24 protein-coding genes, 1 other RNA gene and 1 pseudogene are annotated in these 22,512 nt (G+C 39.4%); 8 read left to right on the forward strand and 18 right to left on the reverse strand.

Annotated features, from left to right (window positions below):
- Nucleotides 1-902, reverse strand: a 902-nt coding sequence (gene aspS, locus DIZ30_RS13635; RefSeq protein WP_234414788.1) for an aspartate--tRNA ligase, incomplete at its 3' end; no start/stop codon positions are given.
- Nucleotides 903-915: 13 nt separating this feature from the next.
- Entirely contained in the window at nucleotides 916-2,208 is a 1,293-nt protein-coding gene (gene hisS, locus DIZ30_RS04505) for a histidine--tRNA ligase (RefSeq protein WP_002289103.1), read from the reverse strand.
- Nucleotides 2,209-2,601: 393 nt separating this feature from the next.
- On the opposite strand from hisS, the gene DIZ30_RS04515 reads away from it, so the two are divergent.
- On the forward strand, nucleotides 2,602-3,549 hold the full coding sequence (locus DIZ30_RS04515; RefSeq protein ID WP_002289101.1) for an aldo/keto reductase: 948 nt from the start codon (nucleotides 2,602-2,604) through the stop codon (nucleotides 3,547-3,549).
- A gap of 87 nt (nucleotides 3,550-3,636) precedes the next feature.
- Here DIZ30_RS04515 and DIZ30_RS04520 read toward each other — a convergent pair whose 3' ends face one another.
- From DIZ30_RS04520 to DIZ30_RS04555, 7 genes are all read right to left on the reverse strand, one after another.
- Nucleotides 3,637-4,896, reverse strand: coding sequence for a cytochrome P450 (locus DIZ30_RS04520; RefSeq protein ID WP_002301280.1), 1,260 nt, complete (start codon nucleotides 4,894-4,896; stop codon nucleotides 3,637-3,639).
- A gap of 170 nt (nucleotides 4,897-5,066) precedes the next feature.
- The gene (dtd, locus tag DIZ30_RS04525; RefSeq protein ID WP_002324241.1) at nucleotides 5,067-5,513 is read right to left on the reverse strand and encodes a D-aminoacyl-tRNA deacylase; all 447 of its coding nucleotides are present in this window, start codon (nucleotides 5,511-5,513) and stop codon (nucleotides 5,067-5,069) included.
- 10 nt (nucleotides 5,514-5,523) lie between these two features.
- A complete protein-coding gene (locus DIZ30_RS04530; protein WP_002289096.1) occupies nucleotides 5,524-7,737 on the reverse strand; it encodes a bifunctional (p)ppGpp synthetase/guanosine-3',5'-bis(diphosphate) 3'-pyrophosphohydrolase in 2,214 nt (737 codons plus the stop codon).
- Nucleotides 7,738-7,969: 232 nt separating this feature from the next.
- Nucleotides 7,970-8,734, reverse strand: a complete 765-nt coding sequence (locus tag DIZ30_RS04540) for a 16S rRNA (uracil(1498)-N(3))-methyltransferase (RefSeq protein WP_002289095.1) — start codon at nucleotides 8,732-8,734, stop codon at nucleotides 7,970-7,972.
- The gene (gene prmA / locus DIZ30_RS04545) at nucleotides 8,735-9,682 is read right to left on the reverse strand and encodes a 50S ribosomal protein L11 methyltransferase (RefSeq protein ID WP_002301283.1); all 948 of its coding nucleotides are present in this window, start codon (nucleotides 9,680-9,682) and stop codon (nucleotides 8,735-8,737) included.
- 12 nt (nucleotides 9,683-9,694) lie between these two features.
- Complete coding sequence (locus tag DIZ30_RS04550) at nucleotides 9,695-10,183, reverse strand: DUF3013 family protein (RefSeq protein ID WP_002289091.1); 489 nt, start codon at nucleotides 10,181-10,183, stop codon at nucleotides 9,695-9,697.
- Nucleotides 10,149-10,820, reverse strand: coding sequence for a DNA-3-methyladenine glycosylase (locus DIZ30_RS04555; protein ID WP_002297596.1), 672 nt, complete (start codon nucleotides 10,818-10,820; stop codon nucleotides 10,149-10,151). Before DIZ30_RS04555 ends, DIZ30_RS04550 begins: the two co-directional genes overlap by 35 nt.
- 137 nt (nucleotides 10,821-10,957) lie before the next feature.
- On the opposite strand from DIZ30_RS04555, the gene DIZ30_RS04560 reads away from it, so the two are divergent.
- The 7 genes from DIZ30_RS04560 (at nucleotide 10,958) to abc-f (ending at nucleotide 15,950) form a co-directional block, all read left to right on the forward strand.
- Nucleotides 10,958-12,244, forward strand: coding sequence for a replication-associated recombination protein A (locus DIZ30_RS04560; protein ID WP_002324243.1), 1,287 nt, complete (start codon nucleotides 10,958-10,960; stop codon nucleotides 12,242-12,244).
- A 71-nt stretch (nucleotides 12,245-12,315) separates the two neighbouring features.
- Nucleotides 12,316-12,510, forward strand: a non-coding RNA gene (gene ssrS / locus DIZ30_RS04565) — 6S RNA.
- A gap of 77 nt (nucleotides 12,511-12,587) precedes the next feature.
- The gene (locus DIZ30_RS04570; RefSeq protein WP_002293648.1) at nucleotides 12,588-12,872 is read left to right on the forward strand and encodes a hypothetical protein; all 285 of its coding nucleotides are present in this window, start codon (nucleotides 12,588-12,590) and stop codon (nucleotides 12,870-12,872) included.
- A gap of 72 nt (nucleotides 12,873-12,944) precedes the next feature.
- On the forward strand, nucleotides 12,945-13,424 hold the full coding sequence (locus DIZ30_RS04575; RefSeq protein WP_002293649.1) for a universal stress protein: 480 nt from the start codon (nucleotides 12,945-12,947) through the stop codon (nucleotides 13,422-13,424).
- A gap of 223 nt (nucleotides 13,425-13,647) precedes the next feature.
- The gene (locus DIZ30_RS04580) at nucleotides 13,648-13,791 is read left to right on the forward strand and encodes a portal protein (protein ID WP_002293650.1); all 144 of its coding nucleotides are present in this window, start codon (nucleotides 13,648-13,650) and stop codon (nucleotides 13,789-13,791) included.
- 342 nt (nucleotides 13,792-14,133) lie between these two features.
- Entirely contained in the window at nucleotides 14,134-14,262 is a 129-nt protein-coding gene (locus DIZ30_RS13840) for a hypothetical protein (RefSeq protein ID WP_002293651.1), read from the forward strand.
- Nucleotides 14,263-14,366: 104 nt separating this feature from the next.
- Nucleotides 14,367-15,950, forward strand: coding sequence for a ribosomal protection-like ABC-F family protein (abc-f, locus tag DIZ30_RS04585; protein ID WP_002324244.1), 1,584 nt, complete (start codon nucleotides 14,367-14,369; stop codon nucleotides 15,948-15,950).
- Nucleotides 15,951-16,386: 436 nt separating this feature from the next.
- Here the strand turns inward: abc-f and DIZ30_RS04590 are convergent, their stop codons facing one another.
- From DIZ30_RS04590 to comGA, 9 genes and pseudogenes are all read right to left on the reverse strand, one after another.
- Nucleotides 16,387-17,571 carry an acetate/propionate family kinase gene (locus DIZ30_RS04590; protein WP_002286171.1) on the reverse strand — a complete coding sequence of 395 codons (1,185 nt, stop codon included), beginning with the start codon at nucleotides 17,569-17,571 and terminating at the stop codon, nucleotides 16,387-16,389.
- 24 nt (nucleotides 17,572-17,595) lie between these two features.
- Nucleotides 17,596-18,603, reverse strand: coding sequence for a class I SAM-dependent methyltransferase (locus DIZ30_RS04595; RefSeq protein ID WP_002319190.1), 1,008 nt, complete (start codon nucleotides 18,601-18,603; stop codon nucleotides 17,596-17,598).
- Nucleotides 18,604-18,774: 171 nt separating this feature from the next.
- Nucleotides 18,775-19,134, reverse strand: a complete 360-nt coding sequence (comGG, locus tag DIZ30_RS04600; RefSeq protein WP_002324245.1) for a competence type IV pilus minor pilin ComGG — start codon at nucleotides 19,132-19,134, stop codon at nucleotides 18,775-18,777.
- Entirely contained in the window at nucleotides 19,106-19,531 is a 426-nt protein-coding gene (gene comGF / locus DIZ30_RS04605) for a competence type IV pilus minor pilin ComGF (protein ID WP_002324246.1), read from the reverse strand. Before comGF ends, comGG begins: the two co-directional genes overlap by 29 nt.
- Nucleotides 19,494-19,841, reverse strand: coding sequence for a hypothetical protein (locus DIZ30_RS04610; protein WP_002286177.1), 348 nt, complete (start codon nucleotides 19,839-19,841; stop codon nucleotides 19,494-19,496). The genes comGF and DIZ30_RS04610 overlap by 38 nt, the downstream gene beginning before the upstream one ends.
- On the reverse strand, nucleotides 19,813-20,283 hold the full coding sequence (comGD, locus tag DIZ30_RS04615; protein ID WP_109023115.1) for a competence type IV pilus minor pilin ComGD: 471 nt from the start codon (nucleotides 20,281-20,283) through the stop codon (nucleotides 19,813-19,815). Before comGD ends, DIZ30_RS04610 begins: the two co-directional genes overlap by 29 nt.
- On the reverse strand, nucleotides 20,258-20,536 hold the full coding sequence (comGC, locus tag DIZ30_RS04620) for a competence type IV pilus major pilin ComGC (RefSeq protein ID WP_109023116.1): 279 nt from the start codon (nucleotides 20,534-20,536) through the stop codon (nucleotides 20,258-20,260). The genes comGD and comGC overlap by 26 nt, the downstream gene beginning before the upstream one ends.
- Nucleotides 20,533-21,582, reverse strand: coding sequence for a competence type IV pilus assembly protein ComGB (gene comGB, locus DIZ30_RS04625; RefSeq protein WP_002324249.1), 1,050 nt, complete (start codon nucleotides 21,580-21,582; stop codon nucleotides 20,533-20,535). The genes comGC and comGB overlap by 4 nt, the downstream gene beginning before the upstream one ends.
- Nucleotides 21,539-22,467, reverse strand: a pseudogene (gene comGA, locus DIZ30_RS04630) (competence type IV pilus ATPase ComGA). The gene comGB and the pseudogene comGA overlap by 44 nt, the downstream one beginning before the upstream one ends.
- Between the last annotated feature and the right edge of the window lie 45 nt (nucleotides 22,468-22,512).

Consider the following 22,512-nt stretch of genomic DNA (forward strand, 5'->3'; position numbering starts at 1 on the left):
AGATCGATCAATTCCATATCAAAACGTGTATCCGGTTTGTCGCTGCCGTAGCGAGCCATTGCTTCATCATAGGTCATACGAGGAAATGGCAATGTGACTTCGATACCGCGAACTTCTTTCATTACCTTCGCAATCAATCCCTCTGTGTAAGTTTGGATTTCTTCTGCTGTTAAGAACGTTGTTTCAATATCTACTTGCGTAAATTCAGGCTGACGGTCTCCACGTAAATCTTCATCGCGGAAACAACGAACGATTTGATAATAACGGTCGAATCCAGCATTCATCAGCAATTGTTTAAACAATTGAGGAGATTGCGGCAACGCATAGAAATGTCCAGCATGGACACGTGAAGGAACTAGGTAGTCTCTTGCGCCTTCTGGTGTAGATTTCCCTAGGTAAGGTGTTTCGATATCGAGAAAGTCATTATCATCTAAATAATGACGAATCGCTTTTGTTGTCGCATTTCTTAATTTGATGTTTTTAGTCATTTTTGGACGACGCAGATCCAAATAACGATATTTCAAACGTATTTCGTCACTGATTGTTTGATCATCTTCAATTTGAAATGGCGGGGTTTTTGCTTGATTCAAAATCACGATTTCACTTGCAATCACTTCGAATTCACCAGTGGCCATTTTAGGATTTACTGCATTTTCTCCGCGTCTTCTAACTTCCCCAGTCACTTCGATCACGTATTCACTGCGACACTTATCCGCGATTTCCCATGCTTCTTTGTTGATTTCAGGATTAAAGACGATTTGAACGATTCCTTCACGATCACGTAGGTCGATAAAGATTACTCCCCCAAGGTCTCGTCTTTTTTGTACCCATCCTTTTAATGTAACTGTTTGTTCTAATTGTTGTTCGGAAACTAATCCGCAATAGATCGTTCTTTGTGCCATTTATTTTTTCCTCCTACTCGAATAAAGTCATTTCATCATAGACTTCATCAAAATGTTCATATATCTCTTCTAATGGAAAACTTTTTTCTTTTCGGCTTGCCATTGCTTTGACATTAATCGTTTGACTAGCAAGCTCATCTTCACCGATCACCAATACTAATTTGGCATTCGCTTTATCTGCTGTCTTAAATTGCGCTTTTGCTTTACGGTTCATGAAATCGCGGTCAGCTGAAAAACCAAAGTTTCGAATCGCTTGGACCACTTTCAATGCTTCGATATTTGTTTCGTCTCCGAGTGCGACCACGTAAGCATCCAACTCATTAAATGCAGGGATAACTACTTCCTCTGCCTCCATAGTCAAGAGTAATCGCTCGATACCCATTGCAAATCCGAAGCCAGGTGTTGAAGGACCACCTAGTTCTTCCACTAGATTGTCATAACGTCCGCCTGCGCAAATCGTTGCTTGTGCCCCCATTTTTGGTGCGTCACTCATGATTTCAAAAATCGTATGTGTGTAATAATCTAGTCCGCGAACCATATTACTGTCGATTTCATAAGGAACAGCCAATGCATCCAGCATGGAAACAACGGTATCAAAATGTTTTTGAGCAGGCTCGCTTAAATAATCTAAGATAGATGGAGCTTCTGCCACAAATTTTTGATCTCGTTTGTCTTTACTGTCCAATACGCGTAATGGATTTTCGTGAAGGCGGCGTTTAGAGTCTTCACTCAGCTCTGATTCAAAAGGTAAAAGATAGTCGATCAACGCTTGACGATAGGCTTGACGCGTTTCTTTATCACCTAATGAATTGATGACTAGCCGGATTTGCGTGATCCCCAACTGTTTGAAGAAATCAAGTGCCATCACCATGCTCTCCACATCAGTTGCAGGGTTTTCTGATCCAAATGCTTCTACTCCGATTTGATGGAATTGACGTAACCGTCCTTTTTGAGGGCGTTCGTAGCGAAACATTGGTCCCATATAAAAAGTTTTGAACGGTTTCGCATACTCTGGGCCGAACAATTTATGCTCAACAAAAGAACGAACGATTGGTGCTGTACCTTCTGGTCGAAGCGTCACATGGCGTTCCCCTTTGTCATAAAAATCATACATCTCTTTTGAAACGATATCCGTTGTATCCCCTACACTTCGGGATATCACTTCATAGTGTTCAAAAATCGGTGTACGCATTTCATTATACTGATAATCTCTAAATAATAAACGTGCTGTTTCTTCGACAAACTGCCATTTTTCTGATTCGCCTGGCAAAATATCATTTGTTCCTTTTGGTCTTTGGAAACTCATAGTTTTCTCTCCCTTTCTTAGCTATGTAAATAAAAAAATCACCCTTGTTCATCATGAACAAGGGTGAATGAAATTCATACACGGTACCACCTAATTTTGAAAGATTTCTCTTTCCTCTTACGAATAACGCTCGTACGCGGGACGGCTTTTCACTCGTCCATCTCCAGAGTGTCTTTAGGCTAATGAAACTTTAGATCATTTTCAGCCTCGATGATCCTCTCTTGTAAAGTTTCAAAAACTTACTCGCTCTTTCATTGACATTCGATATTACTTATAACCTACTAAAAACCAGTCTCAAAGTCAAGAGATATCTGACTATTTCCCCTCACAAAAACGTTTTAGTTCAGCTTTTTGGTATTTTGTTTTAGACTAGACAAAAAGGAGTAATCAGCTATGGCAGAAATAAGAATCGGACATTCACAAGTCTACGCAGAACAGCTTGGATTAGGAGCAAATGCCGTTGGAGGACATAATCTTTTTGACGGTTTGGAAGATGAGACAGGAAAACAAGTAGTTCGTACAGCTTTGAATAGCGGGATCAATTTGATCGATACCGCTTATGCTTACGGAAACGGCCGTTCCGAAGAACTGATTGGCGAGGTACTGAAGGAAAAAGAATATGATCGCTCACGTGTCGTCATCGCTACAAAAGCTGCTCATGTACCAAATAAAGGGCGAACATTTGATAATTCTCCTGAGTTTCTCAAACAATCGGTGGAAGATGCACTAAAACGTCTGCAAACTGATTACATCGACATTTTTTATATCCACTTTCCGGACGAAAGCACACCAAAAAATGAATCAGTTGCTACATTGCATGAATTAAAAGAAGCAGGAAAAATCCGAGCAGTCGGTGTGTCAAACTTCACGTTAGAACAATTGAAAGAAGCGAATGCAGATGGATATGTCGATGTAGTAGAAGATAAATACAGTTTGATCCATCGGCAGGCTGAAAAAGAATTATTCCCTTATCTTGAAAAAAACAAAATCAGTTTTGTTCCCTATTTTCCTCTTGCTTCCGGTTTGCTGACAGGAAAATATGAACTTGGTGAGGAAAAACAATTTGGTGAAGGGGATCCTCGAAAAAGAAATCCAGATTTCCAAGGAGAACGTTTCAGAGAAATTTTAACCGCTGTCGATGTACTTCGCCCCATTGCTAAAAGATACCAAGCCACTCCTGCGCAACTTGTTTTAGCTTGGTACATGAAGAATCCACGAGTGTCTGTAGTTATACCTGGAGCTAAGCGTCCAGAGCAAGTATCTGACAATGTCCAAGCTTTAGATTTGCATTTATCCAATGAAGATTATCAAACCATTGATGAAGCATTTCGTGGATTTTGATCAATTGACCTTATCAATTTATAGTAATATGAAAAAAGGAAGATCAGCACTGTTTGATCTTCCTTTTTTCGATAAGTTTATGCTAATCTAATTCTTGTAAAGTAGCGCTCGGCTATTCGGATAAGTCGGAAACTGATTGAATGGAATCGTCCAATCTTGTTCAGGTACAGAGAACTCAAACTTATTTACTAGCTGATCGGAAAACACACGTAGACTATGAAGAGTGATCCATTCTCCTGCACAGCGATGCATTTGTCGAAAATCTCCCCCGCCTTGTGCAATCATCTCATATTCTTCTTTATAGGAAATATCTTTTGCTTTCCCTACATACCGTTTGATCATAAAGGAATCTGGCGCTTCAACTGTTCGTTCATCATGGTCTGTTCCATATAAATCTAAAATAACCCAACTGCCTTCTGGTATACGATAACCATCTACTTCTACTTCTTTCAGCGAAATCGCAGGTAGCATTGGGAAGAAAGGATAATAGCGTCTCATTTCTTGAATAAACGGATCTTGTAACGTCGAAAAGTCATTTTTTAATTGCTGATACAAATCTGGTCTACTGAAAAGTGCATGTCCCATCAATGCCGCCCACACAGTTAGAGCAACCGTTGGACGGATGATGTTCAATAATTCAACAGCTGCCACTTCCAGAGGTAAAAGCTGACCATCTAAATCTGTGGCATTGGCAAAAGCATATAATGCCACATTTTCTTTTCCAGCCACAGGATTTTGTCGAGCTTCTTCAATCAAGCCTTGCGCCCATTTTTCTGATTTTTTGCGATTTTCGACACCTTTTATGTGATCAATCGGAGAAGTAAACGTTCCGCTGATCATAGAGATTTGATATTCTGCTAATTTTTCGACCTCATCTTTAGAAATCGCTGATAAATTGATACCTGCCCACTCGCAAATAGATGTAAAGAAAACCATCTTACTTAAATCAAATAGTTCAAATTGACCATGCTGTGCTTCAAGTGCTTGTGTCAGATTCTTATCTAAGATACGATGATAATCTTCCATTCTTTCCGGTGTCATTAGATCCATAAAAATATTTTTCCGATGGTGATGAGCAGCTCCATCCAAAGTCTGTACTCCACCTTGACCAAAAAGTGTCTTCAATACTAATTTTGGCATAGCACCTTTTCGTTTGAAATTCCTTGGATCATAAAATACTTTTGCTGCTGATGATCCGTAGATCGTGATAGCTTCTTTATTGAAAATCTTTGCTTTGACGACGGGAGCGTCCGCTTCATGGCGTAACTCCTCCAACATGTTGTATCCTTTTTGATACAATTTTTTTAAATCTGTGATTTTGATATCTACTACTGGTACTTCTTTCATCTTCAGCAACCTCCTATAAAAAATAACTTGTATAATTTAAGCTTAACTTTTTTTCCGACTGCTGACAAAAGAAGCGCTTTTTGCAGACAAAAAAGCCACTTAAGTTAGAGTTTTTCAGTCTAACTTAAGCGACGTGTTTCATAGTTTTTACTAGTGAAAACCAGATTACTTTATTTGTTTTTAGAATCAATAATGATCGTTACAGGTCCATCATTGACGAGAGAAACCGACATATCTGCTCCGAATTGTCCGGTAGCGACTGTGATGCCGCGACTTCTGATTCCTTCATTGAATGATTCGTATAAAGGAATAGCTGTTTCTGGTCGTGCGGCTTCCACAAAGCTTGGTCGATTTCCTTTTTTCGTATCCGCAAACAGTGTGAATTGAGAGATACTTAAAATTTGTCCTCCCACATCTTCTACACTAATATTCATTTTTCCTTGTTCATCTTCAAAAATACGCATTTGTGAAATTTTTTTTACCAGATAGTCCACATCTTTTTGCGTATCGGTTTCATGAATGCCTAATAAAACAAGTAGGCCGTAGCCAATTTTTCCAATTTCTTGCTGATCGACTGACACAGCAGCTTTACTTACCCGTTGAACAACTGCTCTCATATCTGTCCTCCTATCCATTCGTCCGGCGTACACTGTAGACATCAGGTACTGCTTTGATTTTATCCACGATACTCTTTAGGTGGGATAAATTCTGGATACCAACCGTCAAATGGATCGTCGCCATTTTATCTTTATTCGTCCGTGCTTCAACGCTGTTAAGATTTTTCGTTAGCGCATTGACTGTTTGAAGTACATCATTCAATAAGCCTGAACGATTATAGCCGTAAATTTCCAAATCTGCATCATACTCTTTTCGTGTATTCGATGTATCTTCCCATTCGACTTCAATCAAACGTTCTGCTACATTTGGTTTGTCAGGCTGAACATTCGGACAATCTCGACGATGAATGGATATCCCTCTGCCTTTAGTGATATAACCAACGATATCATCACCAGGAATCGGATTACAGCAGCGACTAATACGAATTAGTAAGTTTTCTACCCCTTGAATGACAACGCCACCTTCATGACGTACTTTCATTTTGTCAGGTTCTTTTTTCGGCTGATTCATGATTTCTTCTGCTTCTTGCTTTTGCTGCTCGATTTTTTGTTCTTTACGTTCTTTTTCAGTCAGACGATTGGCCATCGTCAAGGGGCTAACTTCTCCATACCCTACAGCTGCATAGAGATCATCTTCTGTTTGATAATTAAAACGATCGAGTGCTTCTTGCAGTTTGTTCTTCGTCAAAATATCTTTAGGCGTAAATCCTAGATCTGTAATACATTTGACCACGGATTCGTGGCCTTTGATCACATTTTCTTCTCGATCTTGGGCTTTGAAGAAACGTTTGATCTTATTTCTTGCTTTGCTAGTAGCAACTAATTTCAACCAGTCGCGACTTGGGCCAAATGAATTTGGAGAAGTCATGATCTCAATGATATCGCCGTTTTTCAATTTGTAATCAAGCTGCACCATTTTGCCATTTACTTTTGCACCAGTGGTTTTGTTACCGATATCTGTATGGATACTGTATGCAAAGTCCAATGGTCCGGATCCTTTTGGTAACTCAGTAACGTCTCCCTTTGGTGTGAAGACGTAGACTTTATCACTAAAGATATCTCCTTTTACGCCTTCCATAAATTCAGAAGCATCATAGCTTTCGTCTTGAAGTTCGAGTATCTCATGGAACCAGCTTAATTGTTTCGTCATACCATCTGGTTCTACTTTTTCATTTTTTCCTTCTTTATAGGCCCAGTGTGCAGCAACCCCGAATTCAGCGATTTCATGCATTTCCTGTGTTCGGATTTGAATTTCTACCGGATTTCCTGCCGGACCGATCACGGTAGTATGCAAAGATTGATACATATTAGCTTTTGGCATGGCAATATAATCCTTAAATCTGCCGGGCATTGGTTTCCATTTTGTGTGGATTGCTCCTAATACAGCATAACAATCCTTGATTGAATCTACGATCACTCGAATAGCTAGCAAGTCATAAATTTCGTTGAACTGCTTTTTCTGATCTTTCATTTTACGATAGATTGAATAAATGTGTTTTGGCCGTCCATAGATTTCTGCAAAAATCCCCAGCTCTTCTGTTGCTATTCGAATATCTTCAACAGTACCACTTACGTATTTTTCACGTTCTTCTCTCTTCGTCTGCATCAAGTGGACGATACGGTAATACTGTTTTGGATTTAGATAACGAAGTGCTGTATCTTCTAATTCCCATTTGATCCGGCTGATCCCTAGACGATGTGCAAGAGGCGCATAGATTTCTAAAGTTTCCTGAGCGATCCTTCTTTGCTTATCTTCTCGCAGGTGCTTCAACGTACGCATGTTATGTAGTCTATCAGCTAATTTGACCATGATAACTCGTAAATCTTGAGCCATTGCTAGCAGCATCTTTCGGTGGTTTTCTGCTAGCTGCTCTTCGTGGGATTTATATTTTATTTTCCCTAATTTGGTTACGCCGTCCACTAACATAGCAACGTCATCGCCAAATTCTTCTCTCAGATCTTCTAAAGTGATTTCTGTATCTTCAACAACATCATGTAAGAAGCCTGTAGCCACTGTATGGGGATCCATTTTTAAATCTGCTAATATACCTGCGACTTGGATAGGATGAATAATGTAGGGTTCGCCTGATTTTCTAAACTGTCCGTCATGTGCAGCAGTCGCGTATTCGCATGCTTTCTCAACAAATGCTACATGTTCGGGACCCATGTATTGACTAACGAGCTTTATGACACCGGGTCCCGTTAAAATTTCTTCTTTTGTCACAGGAATCGATCCCCCTTTCTTTTTTCGGTAAAACGGGAATCGGGACAAATATCTGTTTGATAATTGTCCCAAAATCCGTGCAGTTATACGTTTTTTTACGGAAATGTTCGCTTTTTAAAAGCTTTTTCAAACGATTTTTCGTATCCATTGTATAAATAATTGTTTCTATTATACAAATTGTTGACTATTTTTTCAATTCTTTCCGTCGATACTCTTTTATTAATGAAGAACGTTAGCTGAAAGAAGGATTCATTAATTCCCATTGATAGCTAGCAGCACTTAATAAATAAAGAGGTGCTGTTTCTGTACGAAGGATTCTTGGTCCTAATCCACAAAGTATCCCTTTGTGTTCTACAAAATAATCGACTTCATCGCGGGATAATCCACCTTCTGGTCCAAAGACAGCTAAGATTCGACTATCTGGTTTTGTTTCACTAAGAATTTTGGCTGCATTTGATTTTTCGCCTTGCTTTGCTGATTCCTCATAAGCAACCAAGACCACGTCATAATCATCTAGCCGCTCAAATAAATCTTGTTTCGTTTCCAATAACTCTACTGATGGCACGATCTGCCGATGGGATTGTTCCGCTGCCTCTTGAGCAATCTTTTCAAGCCGTTGTTGTCGTTTCATACGTTTTTTTGCATCCCATTTAACGACAGAGGCTGATGCCGGGAAACCAAGAAAAGCTTGCGCTCCTAATTCAGTGGATTTCTGAACGATCCAATCCAGCTTTTCCCCTTTAGGATAGCCACTCGCTATGGTAATCGAACTTGGCAGTTCCTTTTGATTTTCTTCTTTTTTAATTTCTTTCAGATAAACAGCCTCTTCAGTAATCTCCGTGATTTCTGCAACAATGGCTATTTGATCATTGAATGCCAAAAAAACTTCATCCTCGGGTTCCATCCTCATAACCCGTACAATGTGGTGATAGTTTTCCCCTTCTAAAACAAAATAGTCTTTTGATTCATATGATTCTTTTAAAAAATACCGCTGCATCTATTCCACCTCTGGTTTTTTCAAAATAATTGCATACCAGTCTTTTTGCTGGAAAATTTGATCCACGATAAACCCTTGTTCTAACATGGCATCCAGAACTATTTGCTTCTTCTCTTCAATGATTCCTGAAACGATCAACGTGCCTGTTTGCTTCAGTAAACGCCAAGCATCTGGGATCATCAATAAGATGATATCTGCTAAAATGTTCGCAACGATTACATCACTTTCAATCTCGATTCCTGTCAAAAGATCGTTAGCTGATACATGGACATCTTTGGCTATTTCATTCATATCCATATTTTCTTTCGCCGAACGAACGGCTACTTCGTCTAAATCAAAGGCATAGACATCTTTTGCACCAAGATATTTTGCTGCAATACTTAGCACGCCCGACCCAGTTCCCACATCTAGCAATGTTTCACCACCACGCAAGACTGTTTCTAGTGCTGTCAATGTCAAGGAAGTCGTGGGATGAGTGCCTGTGCCAAATGCCATACCAGGATCTAGTGTGATAATTTTTTCTAGAGGATCTTCTGTCTGGTAGTTTTCCCAGCTTGGCGCAACCGTCAGCATTCGCGTAATACGCACCGGATGATAGTATTTCTTCCAGGCTGTTGCCCAGTTGCTTTCCTCTACTTCACTAACTGTTACTTTATTTTTTCCAATAGCTAGACCAAACTCAGGTAATTGTGTGATACGATCTTTGATAAAAGGCAAGATTTCCGGTAAGAAAGTCGTTTCCGGAAAATAAGCCATGACTAGTGCGCCTTCTTTCAGCGATGTAAAATCATTTTTATCTAAAATCTCACCATATTGATCCGACTGAAAATGTTCAACATCTAAAGAATCTTCAATCGCGACACCACTCGCCCCTGCCTCCATCAAAATATTAGCAACTGCTTCGACTGCTTCACTTTCAGTTTCTACTTTTACTTCATTCCATTTCATATCTGTCACTCCTTAATAACTTGGGTACGGTAAATAAGTATCTGCTTCATTTTGCTGTTTTACTTCTACTAATTCTGCTAGTTGCTGATTATCCCAGTGAAGCTCGAATACAGCTTCGTCATCGTCTTCATCCAAAAAATCAAGCAAATCGCTTTGCCCTTGAGCTAATACTTCATTTAGATATTCCACTAAAGAATCAGCTACTGATTTTGCCAACCCTTTTTTTCCTTCATAAGGGATTACTGCTAGATAATTGCGTTCATCAAAAACAGATTTCTGAGGATTAAAAAGAAGTACGCCGTCTTCAAATTCGATAATTGGTTCTTGCGAAACGATCCCTTCTGCATCATCAATCTCAAATTGTGCTTTATTTTCTGCAAACAAGCGAACAACGATCTCGATCGTATGATTTTTTGTATCCCAATCTAAAGCTACATCATAGTCTGTCACTTGTTTTTCAATTATTTCATCTAAGTATGTTAATAGATCCTTCTTTTTCATTTTCTTTCCTCCAACCCCAATCTTTCTCGATTTGGTTTTTTCTTTGTAAAGAGATATAAGGATTTCCCGACACAACAAAACGCAACGGCTTTTCTGTCCATACACCTTTGTTTGGGATACCGATTCTAGGCAAAGCATTGATCTTTTTTGGTGTCTTTTTTTTCTCAAAAACTAAGCGTAACGAACTATCTGCTATAGACTGACCGTAAAGTTCTTGAGGAATTGCTAATGCTTCCACTAATTTTCCCGGACCGTTGCTGATATCTGGACCAGTTTTTCCGCCACGATTTTTACTCATTTGATCAATCATTGCGGCGGGTTCGATTGCACGTATCATTACTCCTTGAGGAATCCCTTCTGGCTGAGTAATGATGTTCAAAATCCGATGAGTATGCATCGTGTAAAGGTAGATCGTACCTGGTTTTTCATACATTGCCCGCACACGCGGTGTTCTTCTTAAACCATAGCTATGGGCGGCCTCGTCTTCTGGACCTAGGTATGCTTCCGCGTCTACAATATATCCAGCTAATCTTCCTTCTGGTGTGTCATGCTCCAAATACATCCCCAATAAATCCCGTGCCACTTCTGGCGTCGTTTTATTCCAAAAAAATTCATCTATCTTTTGTTTATCCGTCATTTTTCTCACCTACTTTATCATACACAATATTAGTTGGATAAGCTATGAAAACAAAACAACAGAAGGCTGTTCTTTCTAGGCATCTTGCTAAATATGATATAATTAAGGGACGTAAAAACAAGAAGGAGGAAAATCCTATGCAACAGCCATTGGCTTATCGCATGAGACCTCGAACGATCGATGAAGTCGTTGGTCAGCAGCATCTAGTCGGGGAAGGAAAAATCATACGCCGCATGGTCGATGCTCGCATGCTCTCTTCCATGATTCTATATGGACCTCCGGGTACTGGAAAAACGAGTATCGCAAGTGCGATCGCCGGCTCTACTAATTATGCATTTCGCATGCTAAACGCCGCTACAGATTCAAAAAAGGATCTACAAGTTGTAGCGGAAGAAGCAAAAATGAGTGGTACAGTGATCCTCTTATTGGATGAAGTACACCGATTAGATAAAACAAAACAGGATTTTCTGCTTCCTCATTTAGAAAGTGGCCGAATCATCTTGATCGGAGCGACTACTGAGAATCCTTATATTACCATCAATCCAGCGATCCGCAGCCGTACACAGATTTTTGAAGTCAAACCATTAACAGAGCAAGACATCCAGTTGGCAGTCGAACATGCTTTAAGGGATAAAGAACGCGGCCTTGGACAACAAGCAATCCAGTTAGACAAAGATGCTCTTCTTCACCTTTCGCGTGCAACGAACGGCGATTTGCGGAGTGCATTGAATGGGCTGGAACTGGCTACACTATCGACTCCTTCAGATAAAGAAGGAAGGATTCATCTTACACTGTCGATCATTGAAGAATGTGTCCAAAGAAAAGCCCTTACCCATGACAAAAATGGAGATGCTCATTATGACGTTATTTCGGCTTTTCAAAAATCGATTCGTGGAAGTGATGTGGATGCTGCACTTCATTATCTCGCCCGTTTAGTTGAGGCAGGTGATCTGGCAAGTATTTGCCGGCGTCTGATGGTTATCGGTTATGAAGATATAGGTTTAGGTAATCCTGCTGCTGCGGCTCGTACAGTGAACGCTGTATTAGCTGCTGAAAAATTGGGATTGCCTGAGGCACGTATCCCACTAGCAGACGTCGTCGTCGATCTTTGCTTGTCGCCAAAATCCAATTCTGCCTACATGGCATTAGATGCAGCACTTGCTGATATTCGAGAGGGCAAAGCTGGAGATGTTCCTGATCATTTGAGAGATAGCCATTACAAAGGTGCGAAATCCCTCAACCGTGGCGTGGGTTATCAGTATCCTCATCATTTTGATCAGGCTTGGGTCAATCAGCAATATTTACCAGATAAACTGAAGAATGCTCAGTATTATCAGCCAAAAGATACAGGGAAATATGAACAGGCTCTGGGTCAACAGTATTACCGTATAAAAGAGTGGAAAAAGCATCCTCCAAAAAACTAGACAAGAAAACGGTTCTGTTTCTGCGAGCTCTCTCATTGCTCTTTTTAAATTCATATGCTACTATAGAGGTGGGAAATCTGTGATGTTCGAATTGTCCTCTTTGTGTGTTGACCGAACATTTTTATTGATATCTTGGGACCCGTCTTGTGTCACTGCTGGTAACATGCCTTATCATTTGGTAGTTCGAAGCTACGACCATGGGACCCACCTGCTTGAATTCGCGGGATCAATACTACAGGACAAACAACGGCATTAACGGAGATTACCATCTTTTAAAGAATAAAGCAATTTGCTCTTGGCAAATTGCTTTTTCTATTTGTTGCTTATTTTGGAGGATTTGTTCATGATTAGGATTTTAATGATTATCGCCACTTTAGTATTATTATTCGTTAGCTATTATTTATTTAATAAACAGGATATCTTTTTTGTATTGATCAACAAAAATGATAAAAATCAAGGATTCCTACAATTTTACGGAGCTGCATATGCTGTTTTAGGCGTAATGGGTATTTTAACAGCTTTTTTCAATCAACGCTTTATTGCCTTGGTCTTTTTACTGATCGTAATTATTGTTTCTGCCACCTTCAGTATCCGATTTGCAAAAAAAATTGCTGAACCAAAGCAGTAAATAATTCTCTTTTTCCCTAAAGTGTTCTACAATAAAAGAGTACAATACGATTGACTTGAGGAGTGAATGCATATGTTACAACAATACAAAAAAATCATGGTTGCCGTAGATGGTTCTGATGAAGCTGAATTAGCTTTTAAAAAGGCGGTCAATGTAGCTATCCGAAATAACGGAGAACTTCTATTAGCACATGTCATTGACACACGTTCTTTCCAAACCGTTTCATCCTTTGATGGAATGCTTGCAGAACAAGCTACTGAAATGGCAAAGCAAACATTGGCAGATTATGAAAGCAATGCGAAGAAAGCTGGCTTGAATAATGTAACCTCTGTCGTAGAATATGGCTCACCAAAACAAATTATTGCCAGAGAAATCCCAGAAGATAATCAAGTAGATTTGATTATGTTAGGAGCCACAGGATTGAATGCTGTAGAACGTTTATTTATTGGTTCTGTTTCTGAATATGTTATTAGAAACGCAGCTTGCGATGTGCTTGTTGTCCGAACTGATTTAGAAAACCAATTGCCAGCTAAAGACCACACCAAAGCTTAACACGTAGACGACCTGCCAACTATCGGCAGGTTTTTTTGCACAAAAAACCGTGATAAAAACAAAAGACGCGGCAAGCACTCATCGGTCTTTATAATGTTTAAAATAAAGGGAAAACAGTCAATGAGTTCAAGTAAAATAAAAAAAGTGAACACCGGCGGGCGATTAGTCGCCCTGGTGTGGTTTAAAACGACCTAAGCATGCCAAAGCTTATTGGTTCGTCAATGTGGAAGTTTCCGATGAATCTGATACGAAAAAATATGAAGTATCGATGGCGGATACCGATTTTATCGCCAAACTAAAATTTTATTTCGGGTTCGGGTACCGCGAGAAGGCAAGTGCTACATTCGGTAAATCATTCAAGAATTGATGAAAGGCTACCGCTTGCCATTGCAACCACAACGATACTCCTAAACGCGATGTTGGTGATTTCCAAAGAGAAGAGCTGTTTAATGCAACGGTATTAAGCAAATGGCAAAAGGAAGTCATGTAGACAAAGTTTTTTATCAAACACCATATGATTTCGCCTGAACGCTGGTTTAGCTCAGAATACAATGATGTGGTCCACGAGACATTACCCTCAGTCAGATAAAAAAAGCTCTCTGACAGAATTACACATCGATAAATATTAAGTAAATGTCAGCGCTAGTTGAACTTTCTGACACTTTCAGGTACACTGGAAAAGACAACTACACGAAGGAGGGAAAATACTATGATGCGCATGACTAAAATAACAAGTAATGAAAATTACCAACGATACCATATCGCATTTAGCCATGCAATTGGTTTTACAGTTGCTGTTGACGGGACAAGTTTGTCTAAAACAGTTGAATTCACGTAAAATCAATGGCCATCTCAAGGTATTTTTCTCATGATAATCTGAGTTTAAATAACACAGGCCATGGATAACCATGGCCTTTTTGAGTGGTCTCAAGGAGAGAGATCATGATCATACAAGCAATTTCTATTAAAAAAACAATCGGCGGGAATCCATTATTTGAGGATTTATCCTGTCAAATTGAAGCTGGTGAAAAAATTGCCTTAGTCGGTATCAACGGAACTGGCAAATCAACCTTTTTACAAATCTTGACCGGCAGAGAAGGTGTCGACAGCGGTGTTATCAGTCGCAAAAAAGGCTTAAAGATCGGGACGGTCGAACAAGAACTTACAGTTTCCGAAGCAACCGTCAACCACTACTTGCTCCATTCTGCCGCTGAGATACAGGACCTCAAACAGCAAATGAGTCGCTACGAAGCATTGATGACAGAACCAGATACAAACTTAGAGAAGTGTCTGACCCGTTACGGTGAGCTGCAGCATCGCTTTGAAGAACTAGGCGGTTACGTATTAGAAGACCGGATTGCAGCGATCTTGCAAGGCTTAGGGATTCCACACCGTCAGGAAGCACGGTTAACAGAACTTAGCGGAGGCGAACGAGTTAAAGTCGCTTTAGCCAAAATTTTAGCAGCCGATGCCGATTTACTTTTACTCGATGAACCGACCAATCATTTAGATCTTAACAGTATTCGCTGGTTGGAAAACTATTTACAGAATACAAAAAAATCGGTTCTGGTCGTTTCTCATGATCGGCAATTTCTCGATCAAGTCACCACAAAAACATGGGAACTGGAAGAAGGTGCATTGATTGAGTATCCCGGAAACTACAGCCGTTTTCGAGTCTTGAAAGAAGCTCGCTTGGCTGAGCTGACAAAAAATTACGAACTGCAGCAAAAAGAAGTCCAGCGGTTGAAAGTCATGATTCGTCGTTTTCGTCAGTGGGCACATGAAGGAGACAATGAGTCCTTCTTCAAAAAAGCCAAAGAACTGGAACGCCGCCTGGCGAAACTGACACTCGTCAAACCGCCAGCTCCCCCGAAAAATCGGCTGCAAAGCTTGTCTAATGGTGGAAAATCTGGCAAAGAAGTTTTCATCATTCAAAACTTGCACCAGCAGTACGCTGATCAAGTACTATTCAAAGACAGCAGTTTTGCAGTCTATCGTGGAGATCATTTAGCCATCATCGGCGACAATGGTGCAGGAAAATCAACCTTACTCAAATTATTACTCGGTGAGGAAAAGCCTTACGGTGGCACCATCAAATTAGGTAGTAGCTTGCAAATCGGTTATTTGCCGCAGCAGCTGCAGTTTGCCGATCCCGATAGCCGTTTGCTGGCTTACGCCATCACATTGACTGGAAACGAAGAAGTCGCTCGACGGCAATTAGCCAAAAGTGGCTTTTATCAAAGCGATGTGGGTAAACGGATCAAAGATTTATCCGGTGGTGAAAAAATCCGTTTGGCGTTGCTGAAACTCTTTTTAGAAAAAATCAACGTCCTGATTTTGGATGAACCAACCAATCACCTCGACAGCTATGCTCGAGAAGAAATTGAAGAAATGCTGCAAGACTATCAAGGAACGCTCCTAGCAGTCAGCCATGACCGCTACTTTTTGCAGCAACACTTCCAAGAAGCACTCGTTATTGATCAGGAGCAGATCAGCCGCCAGCCGCTCGGCCAACTGATTGACTAGGACGTTTTTTCGCAACAAAAAACTTGATTTTCATACCTGTGCTTTCACGATTCAGGCAAAGTACAGGTGGAAAATCAAGTTTTTATTATTCGATCAATGAATGTTTCGGATCGGTTTTCTAGCTAAACATAAAGCGAAGAATAAAGTCGACAGCCCACGAGGCTGATCTAAAAATGTTTTTTCTTTTTACATATGTAATGTCCCTTATAAAGATGAATGAAAATAAAATATTGGGATTTTCCTGAAAATCAATAAATAAAATGCCAGTCTTTTCCCTTTTGACCACTTTTCCAAGCAAAATTCCCTAAGAAGATCCTGTAAAAAAGAAGGGAAATTGAAGTTAAATTACCATTTTGCGGTCTTCTCCGCAAAAAAAACACATGCAAGAATTCCCTCTTGCATGCGTTTCATCTTTTATCCTAACGAATGCTTTGGCTTAGCCGCGCAGACGCTCCACATCACGGGCAATCATTAGTTCCTCATCTGTTGGGATCACTAATACTCTTACTTTTGATTCTTTTGTAGAGATATCTACTTCTTCACCACGCAATTCATTCAACGCTGGATCGATTTCACAACCAAACCAAGACATACCTTTGATGATTTCACTACGTACATGTCCGTCATTCTCGCCGATACCAGCAGTAAAGACAATTGCATCAACACCATTCATCGTTGTCACATAACCGCCGATGTATTTTCGGATGCGGTCCACGAAAATGTCATAAGCTAAACGAATATGTTCTTTTTCATAGTTCTTTTCAAGATCACGCATATCACTAGACAATCCTGTTAGGCCTAGCAGACCAGATTTCTTGTTCAAAACATTGATCATTTCATCAATATCAATCTCTAATTTTTCCATTAAATATGGGAGAACAGCTGGATCGATATCACCTGAACGTGTACCCATTGTCACCCCAGCTAATGGTGTGAATCCCATAGAAGTATCCATGGATTTACCTCCATCGACTGCTGTGATCGATACACCATTTCCTAAGTGGCAAGTGATGATTTTTAGTTCTTCGATCGGTTTGTTCAATAATTTTGCCGCACGTTCCGACACATAACGATGACTTGTGCCATGGAAGCCATATTTTCTTACTTTGAAATCTTCATAATAAGACACCGGTAAGCTATATAAATAATTTTGCTTTGGCATTGTTGAGTGGAAAGATGTATCGAATACAGCCACACTCAAAATGTCAGGTAAAATCTTTTTAAACGCTTTGATCCCCATTAAGTTTGCAGGATTATGCAAAGGAGCAAATTCTGCTAATTCAGCAATGCGGTCCATTACTTTCTCATCGATCACTACTGAATCCCCATAAGTTTCTCCTCCGTGAACAACACGGTGCCCTACTCCGGTGATTTCATCATAAGAGCTTAAAATTTGCAGTTCAATCAACTGATCTAACAGCATTTTTACTGCTACTTCGTGGTTTTCGATATCCATGATTTGTTCGAATTTTTGATTATCGCCGTACTTGATGGTAAAAATAGAATCTTGTAAACCGATACGTTCGACGATCCCTTTCGCAACTACGGTTTCTTCTGGCATTTGATATAATTGCCATTTCAAACTTGAACTCCCAGCATTGATTGCAATTGTTTTAGACATATGACTCTCCTTCTCGTTGAATGATTACAGAGCAGATGATTTCCAGTTTTTAAACTCGTTGAAAAATTCCGTCACCTTCTCTGGTTCTTTTAATGAAGCAAGTTTCACAAGCAAGACTTCTTTTACTTGTTGTGCTTGTGGTCCTTTTTTCTGTAAGATCAAAATACTTTTTTGCGATTGTTTATTACGGAACAATTCATCTGGCAATTGAATCATTCCTTGAAGATAACCTTCTTCTTTAAACCATTTTTTGATTTCTTCACTTTGATCCGTTTCTAAAAATCCACTCGGCATCAAAAACAAACCAAAACCATCCGGCTTCACATATTTCATTGATTGCTCTAGCAATAAATGATGTGCATAACTATGGCCTTCTTCGGTACTTGTTAAAAACTCTTTTGCTTTTTCGTCATTCGGATAATAACCGATTGGCAAATCGCTGATTGCAAAATCGACAGGATCTATTAATAAATCCTGCAACCCGTCTTGATGAAAGTATTGAACATTTGCTTGTGTCAAATCACTTGTAGAAGCTGCGACAGCCAACAATGTATCATCAATATCCACACCAATTCCTTCTGTTTGGTACCCCGCATTCGATAGGTTTAAAAGAACTGTTAATAACAAGTTGCCCATTCCTGCCGCAATATCCAGAATCTTAACCGGTGCTTTTTTATTTGTGTATAGTTGTTCAATAAGAAAAACAAATAAAAAACCGATACTATCAGGAGTGAGTTGATGGTTCGCCTGCAAATGTTCTGTCTGGCTGCCCTTCAATAAAAGTAATTGAGACAGTCTGCGCCATTCTTCTGGCTCGAAAGAAAGTTTCTTCAACTCTTCATAAAGAGCTGTGATCCGTTGCGTTGTCTCTTTTGTCGGCACTCCATCCACCACACGTACTTGATAATCATCTATTAAATTTTCTGCATTTTCGACATAGGCTTCTAAAAAGGAAGTTCCCAATGCATTCTGTAAAAGCTGAATAGCTTCCAGGTTTTGATTAAACCCTTGTTCCATTTTTTCTGGTAACATGGTGCACCTCATTTCTAGATATATTATAACAATTTTTTCACCTGTTTAATTCTATCGAACAATTGACAAAATTTCAATCGTTTTCACTGTTTTTTATTTGTGAAACGGCAAACATTTTTTTATTAAAAACAGTGTTATAACAGAAAAGAGGGCGTTTTCACGAACATTCCATCATTCTGTACTAGTATCTGTATCATTTTTTACTTCTTCTGTGAACCGAAAGATAAACGGTGAGACTTCCACCTCTAAGAATAGGGACTGTTGTACCCACTGATATGTTACAGATCCAGTTGTGTAGTAAAAAACTCCTTCCGAACTTTCGGCAAGCGTAGACTGTTCCGATAAAGCCATCTGCTTCATTATTTTTGCTATATAATAATTTTTGATTCGTATATTAAGATCCATTGACAAACGGTAGCTTTCTAATGTTGCCATCAATAAAAACGTACATAAAAGAAATAAAAGCAAGACAGAAAATAAAATAGAGCCCTTATAACATTTTCTACTGATCGTTTTTTGTCCATATGGCATATCCATCTTCTCCATTTTCAAAGTGTACATAAAAAGAAATTGCGTGTTCTTTTTCCAATAATTGAAGCTCAGTGATACTTGTTAACATAGGTTGATGTCCGCCGGAAGTTCTTCTTTTACGTATCATTGCCTGATATCTTTCGATGATATACTGTTTATCCTCGATCGTGTAGTGCAGTTGCTGATTTTTCACAGAGACATTGTGACTGCTCTTGAGTTCTTCTTCTAATTGTGCTAAAAATATTAGCCACTCTTTTTGATCTTTACGCTGCAAAAATTCACTTACTTGGATGGTTTGCTGAATCAAAAGATTGAATGTGAGCAATAGACTGCTCAATATCATCAGTCCAATTAGACATTCAATCAGCGTAAATGCTGGAATTACTTGTTTTTTCAATACTGATCGCTTCTTTCTCCATATTGACAAACACTTTTTCGATTACTCCATTATTATCGACAATTTGGATATCGTATGGGATCATTTCTTCCCTTCGCTCTGGTCTTTTGTGATACATCCGCTGCGTCTTGATATCTTCATAAATCATTCGAATAAATAGCAGTTCCTCCCCACTTTTCTTTTCTGCCTGAAGCAAAAACAGCTGGCCAAAGCTCACTAAGTAGACACAGACAGAAGCGATCATAAGCGCTGTAAGGGACTCCAACAAAACAAATCCTGTTTTATTCAATTCTTTTTGTATAGCGACCACTCCCTATCTGGAATTGATACGTAATCGTCCGCTCTTTTTCTTTCCAATAAAATTGATAAGCTTTTAGTGAACTTTCATTCCCGGTTCTAGCAGCAAAAGTAATAGAAGCATGGCGTTTCAAGGTAATCTCATCAGGAATATCTAATACTTCCCAATTTATTTTATCTGGATTCGGAACATGAAAAATGATTTGATTCTCTTCACTATTCCAATAAAAGCCTGTTTGGATCTGATTCACAATAGCGATTTTTTGCGTAGAATAGATTCGTTTTTCAAATTGGCTGAAAAATTGATAGACTGCCAATTCATTCTTCCATGCAGAAAATGCGAGAACTGGAAAAGAAAGGATCGTTGTAAGTAATAAAATCAGTAAGAGTGATTCAAACAACGTATATCCTGATGCTAAAACCTTACCTTCAAGGCCGCTGATAGATTTCTGCATGTTCTCGTTTGATATAGCCTTCATCCAACAATTCCTCCACAGTAGGAACTCTTCCATTATTTTGAAGCGCATAGAGCTCTTTTTGTGTGTCTACCAACTGGATGATCGCTTCACGACTTTCTTGGTCTACATGATTCCTATAACGCGACAAATTAGGGACGAACAACAACACTAATACACTGATGATCAGTAAGACGATTAGCATTTCGATCAAGGTAAAACCGCTATAATAAGATATTTTTCTCTTTTTCATGGCAAAACCTCCTCTATGCTTCCGTAAACAGGTAATAAAACAGCGGCATAAACTAATAAAATCAAAGCCGCTACGCCCAAAAAAATGATTGGCTGAATAAAATGCATCCAGTGATGAAGACGTTTGAAAAGCTGTTTTCTTGTCCATTCGCTGTAAAAAATCAGTTCTTTACCTAAACTTCCCTTTGCCTCTCCCTGTAAAACAATTTTACTGAATTCTTCTGATAGAAAACGATAATTCTGGAACTGCTCAGCCAATGACATACCTGCCTCCAATCCTTGAATCAACTTAGAGGCAAGATGCTGAATCAGACTTTCTTGTTTCGTTTCCTTTAAGCAGACTATGATTTGCCTTAATTCGAAACCTTCATGAAAAAGCTTTCCAATCTCTAGTGACAAATAAGCCGATTGATACAAGGAATATATCGGTCCAATCAATAATTGTCTGCTTATCCATTCACTCTGATCAACAGGAGACAACTTCATCAGACGATACCTTACTAGTAAAGCCAATAGAGTAACCGCTAGGATGAATAGTAGAACATACCAATGAAAGACTTGTATCAGCTGAATCCCCCAATGCTCTTGCATGACCATTCCTGAACCAATAAGCTGAGGCAAAACGAACAACCGCATACTAAACAAGATACCTAGCAAAAAGGTGAGCAATAGTATGGGATATGCAAGCAGCTTTTTCAAATCATTGCGAAATCCTTCAACAAGCCGAAACTGTTTGGCAATTTCCAACAAAGTTGTCGGCAGATTCCCATGACGTTCAGCTAACTCGATCTGTACCAGTTGCTCTGCTCCATATCCTATTTGCGAAAGTACCTCACTAAACGCTTGCCCTTCCTTTAGCTGATGTTGGATATTTGCCAAAATAACAGGTGGAAACGAACGGATCGTGAGTAATAAATAAAGGGATTCTTGCAGACTAAAACCAGATAAAAGCAGTTCTCCCATGGTTTGTGCAAACTGGTTTTGCTGGCTTCTTGTTAATCCTTTAGAATAGTTCTGACTGCCAAATATTTTCCTGAGCTTCTTCATAACTTTCCTCCCATGATTTTTTTACTGATTCTTCCTCCATAAATTGATAACTCCATAAGACAGAAGGATGGTGATTGGCATCTTCCAAAAGTTCTTGATAAATGACACCAGCTAAACATTCAGATAGCTCTTCTTTTTTCTTTGTCAGTTCATGGATTCTGACCAATGTACCTTCAAGATTGCGTGCATGTACGGTTGCAAAAACCCGGTGCCCTGTTAGTGCTGCTCTTACCGCAGCATGTGCAGTTGATTCATCTCTTATCTCGCCAATGATTAGCAAGTCTGGACGATGCCGTAATGCGAGTTTCAAAAGTGTATCATAAGTCTGTGCTATTTTCGGATTGATCTGTAGCTGCAGAAAAAACGGTTCTTCTATCTCTACAGGATCTTCGATAGTAATCACTTGCAATTTTTCTTCCAAAGCCAACCGATACATTAGAGAAGTCTTGCCTGATCCGACTGGTCCGCTGAAAAGGTATAATCCACGTCTGACGGTTTTCTGTAAAATAGTTGCAAAATCTCGAGAACTAAAGCAACGATGGGGTGTTTCAAAAGTACCGTATAATAGCCGAATCACTAAACTCTCTCGTTGAAGGTAATCTCCTACAGAAGACAACCGCAGACGAACTTCCTGTTTTTCTAAAGAATAAGTAAATGCACCTAACTGAGCTTTTCTTTTTTCTCCGATATCCATCTGTCCCAAATACTTAAATCTTGAGATCAGTTGCTGTCCATCTGCCGAAGAGACTTTCTTCCAGAATGTTCGTTTTTTCCATAGCGAAAATAGATGTAAAATACTTCTGAAGCTGGCAATATATATACGTCTTGGGCATGTTTGGCAAAACTTTCACTTATCATTTGATCCGATAATCGTTTTATTTCCATTATTCTCCCCTCCACAAAAAACATACGTCTTTTTGATCTTTTTGT

Origin of the sequence: Enterococcus sp. H57, assembly GCF_003112495.1 — a bacterium.
GTDB lineage: Bacteria > Bacillota > Bacilli > Lactobacillales > Enterococcaceae > Enterococcus_B > Enterococcus_B faecium.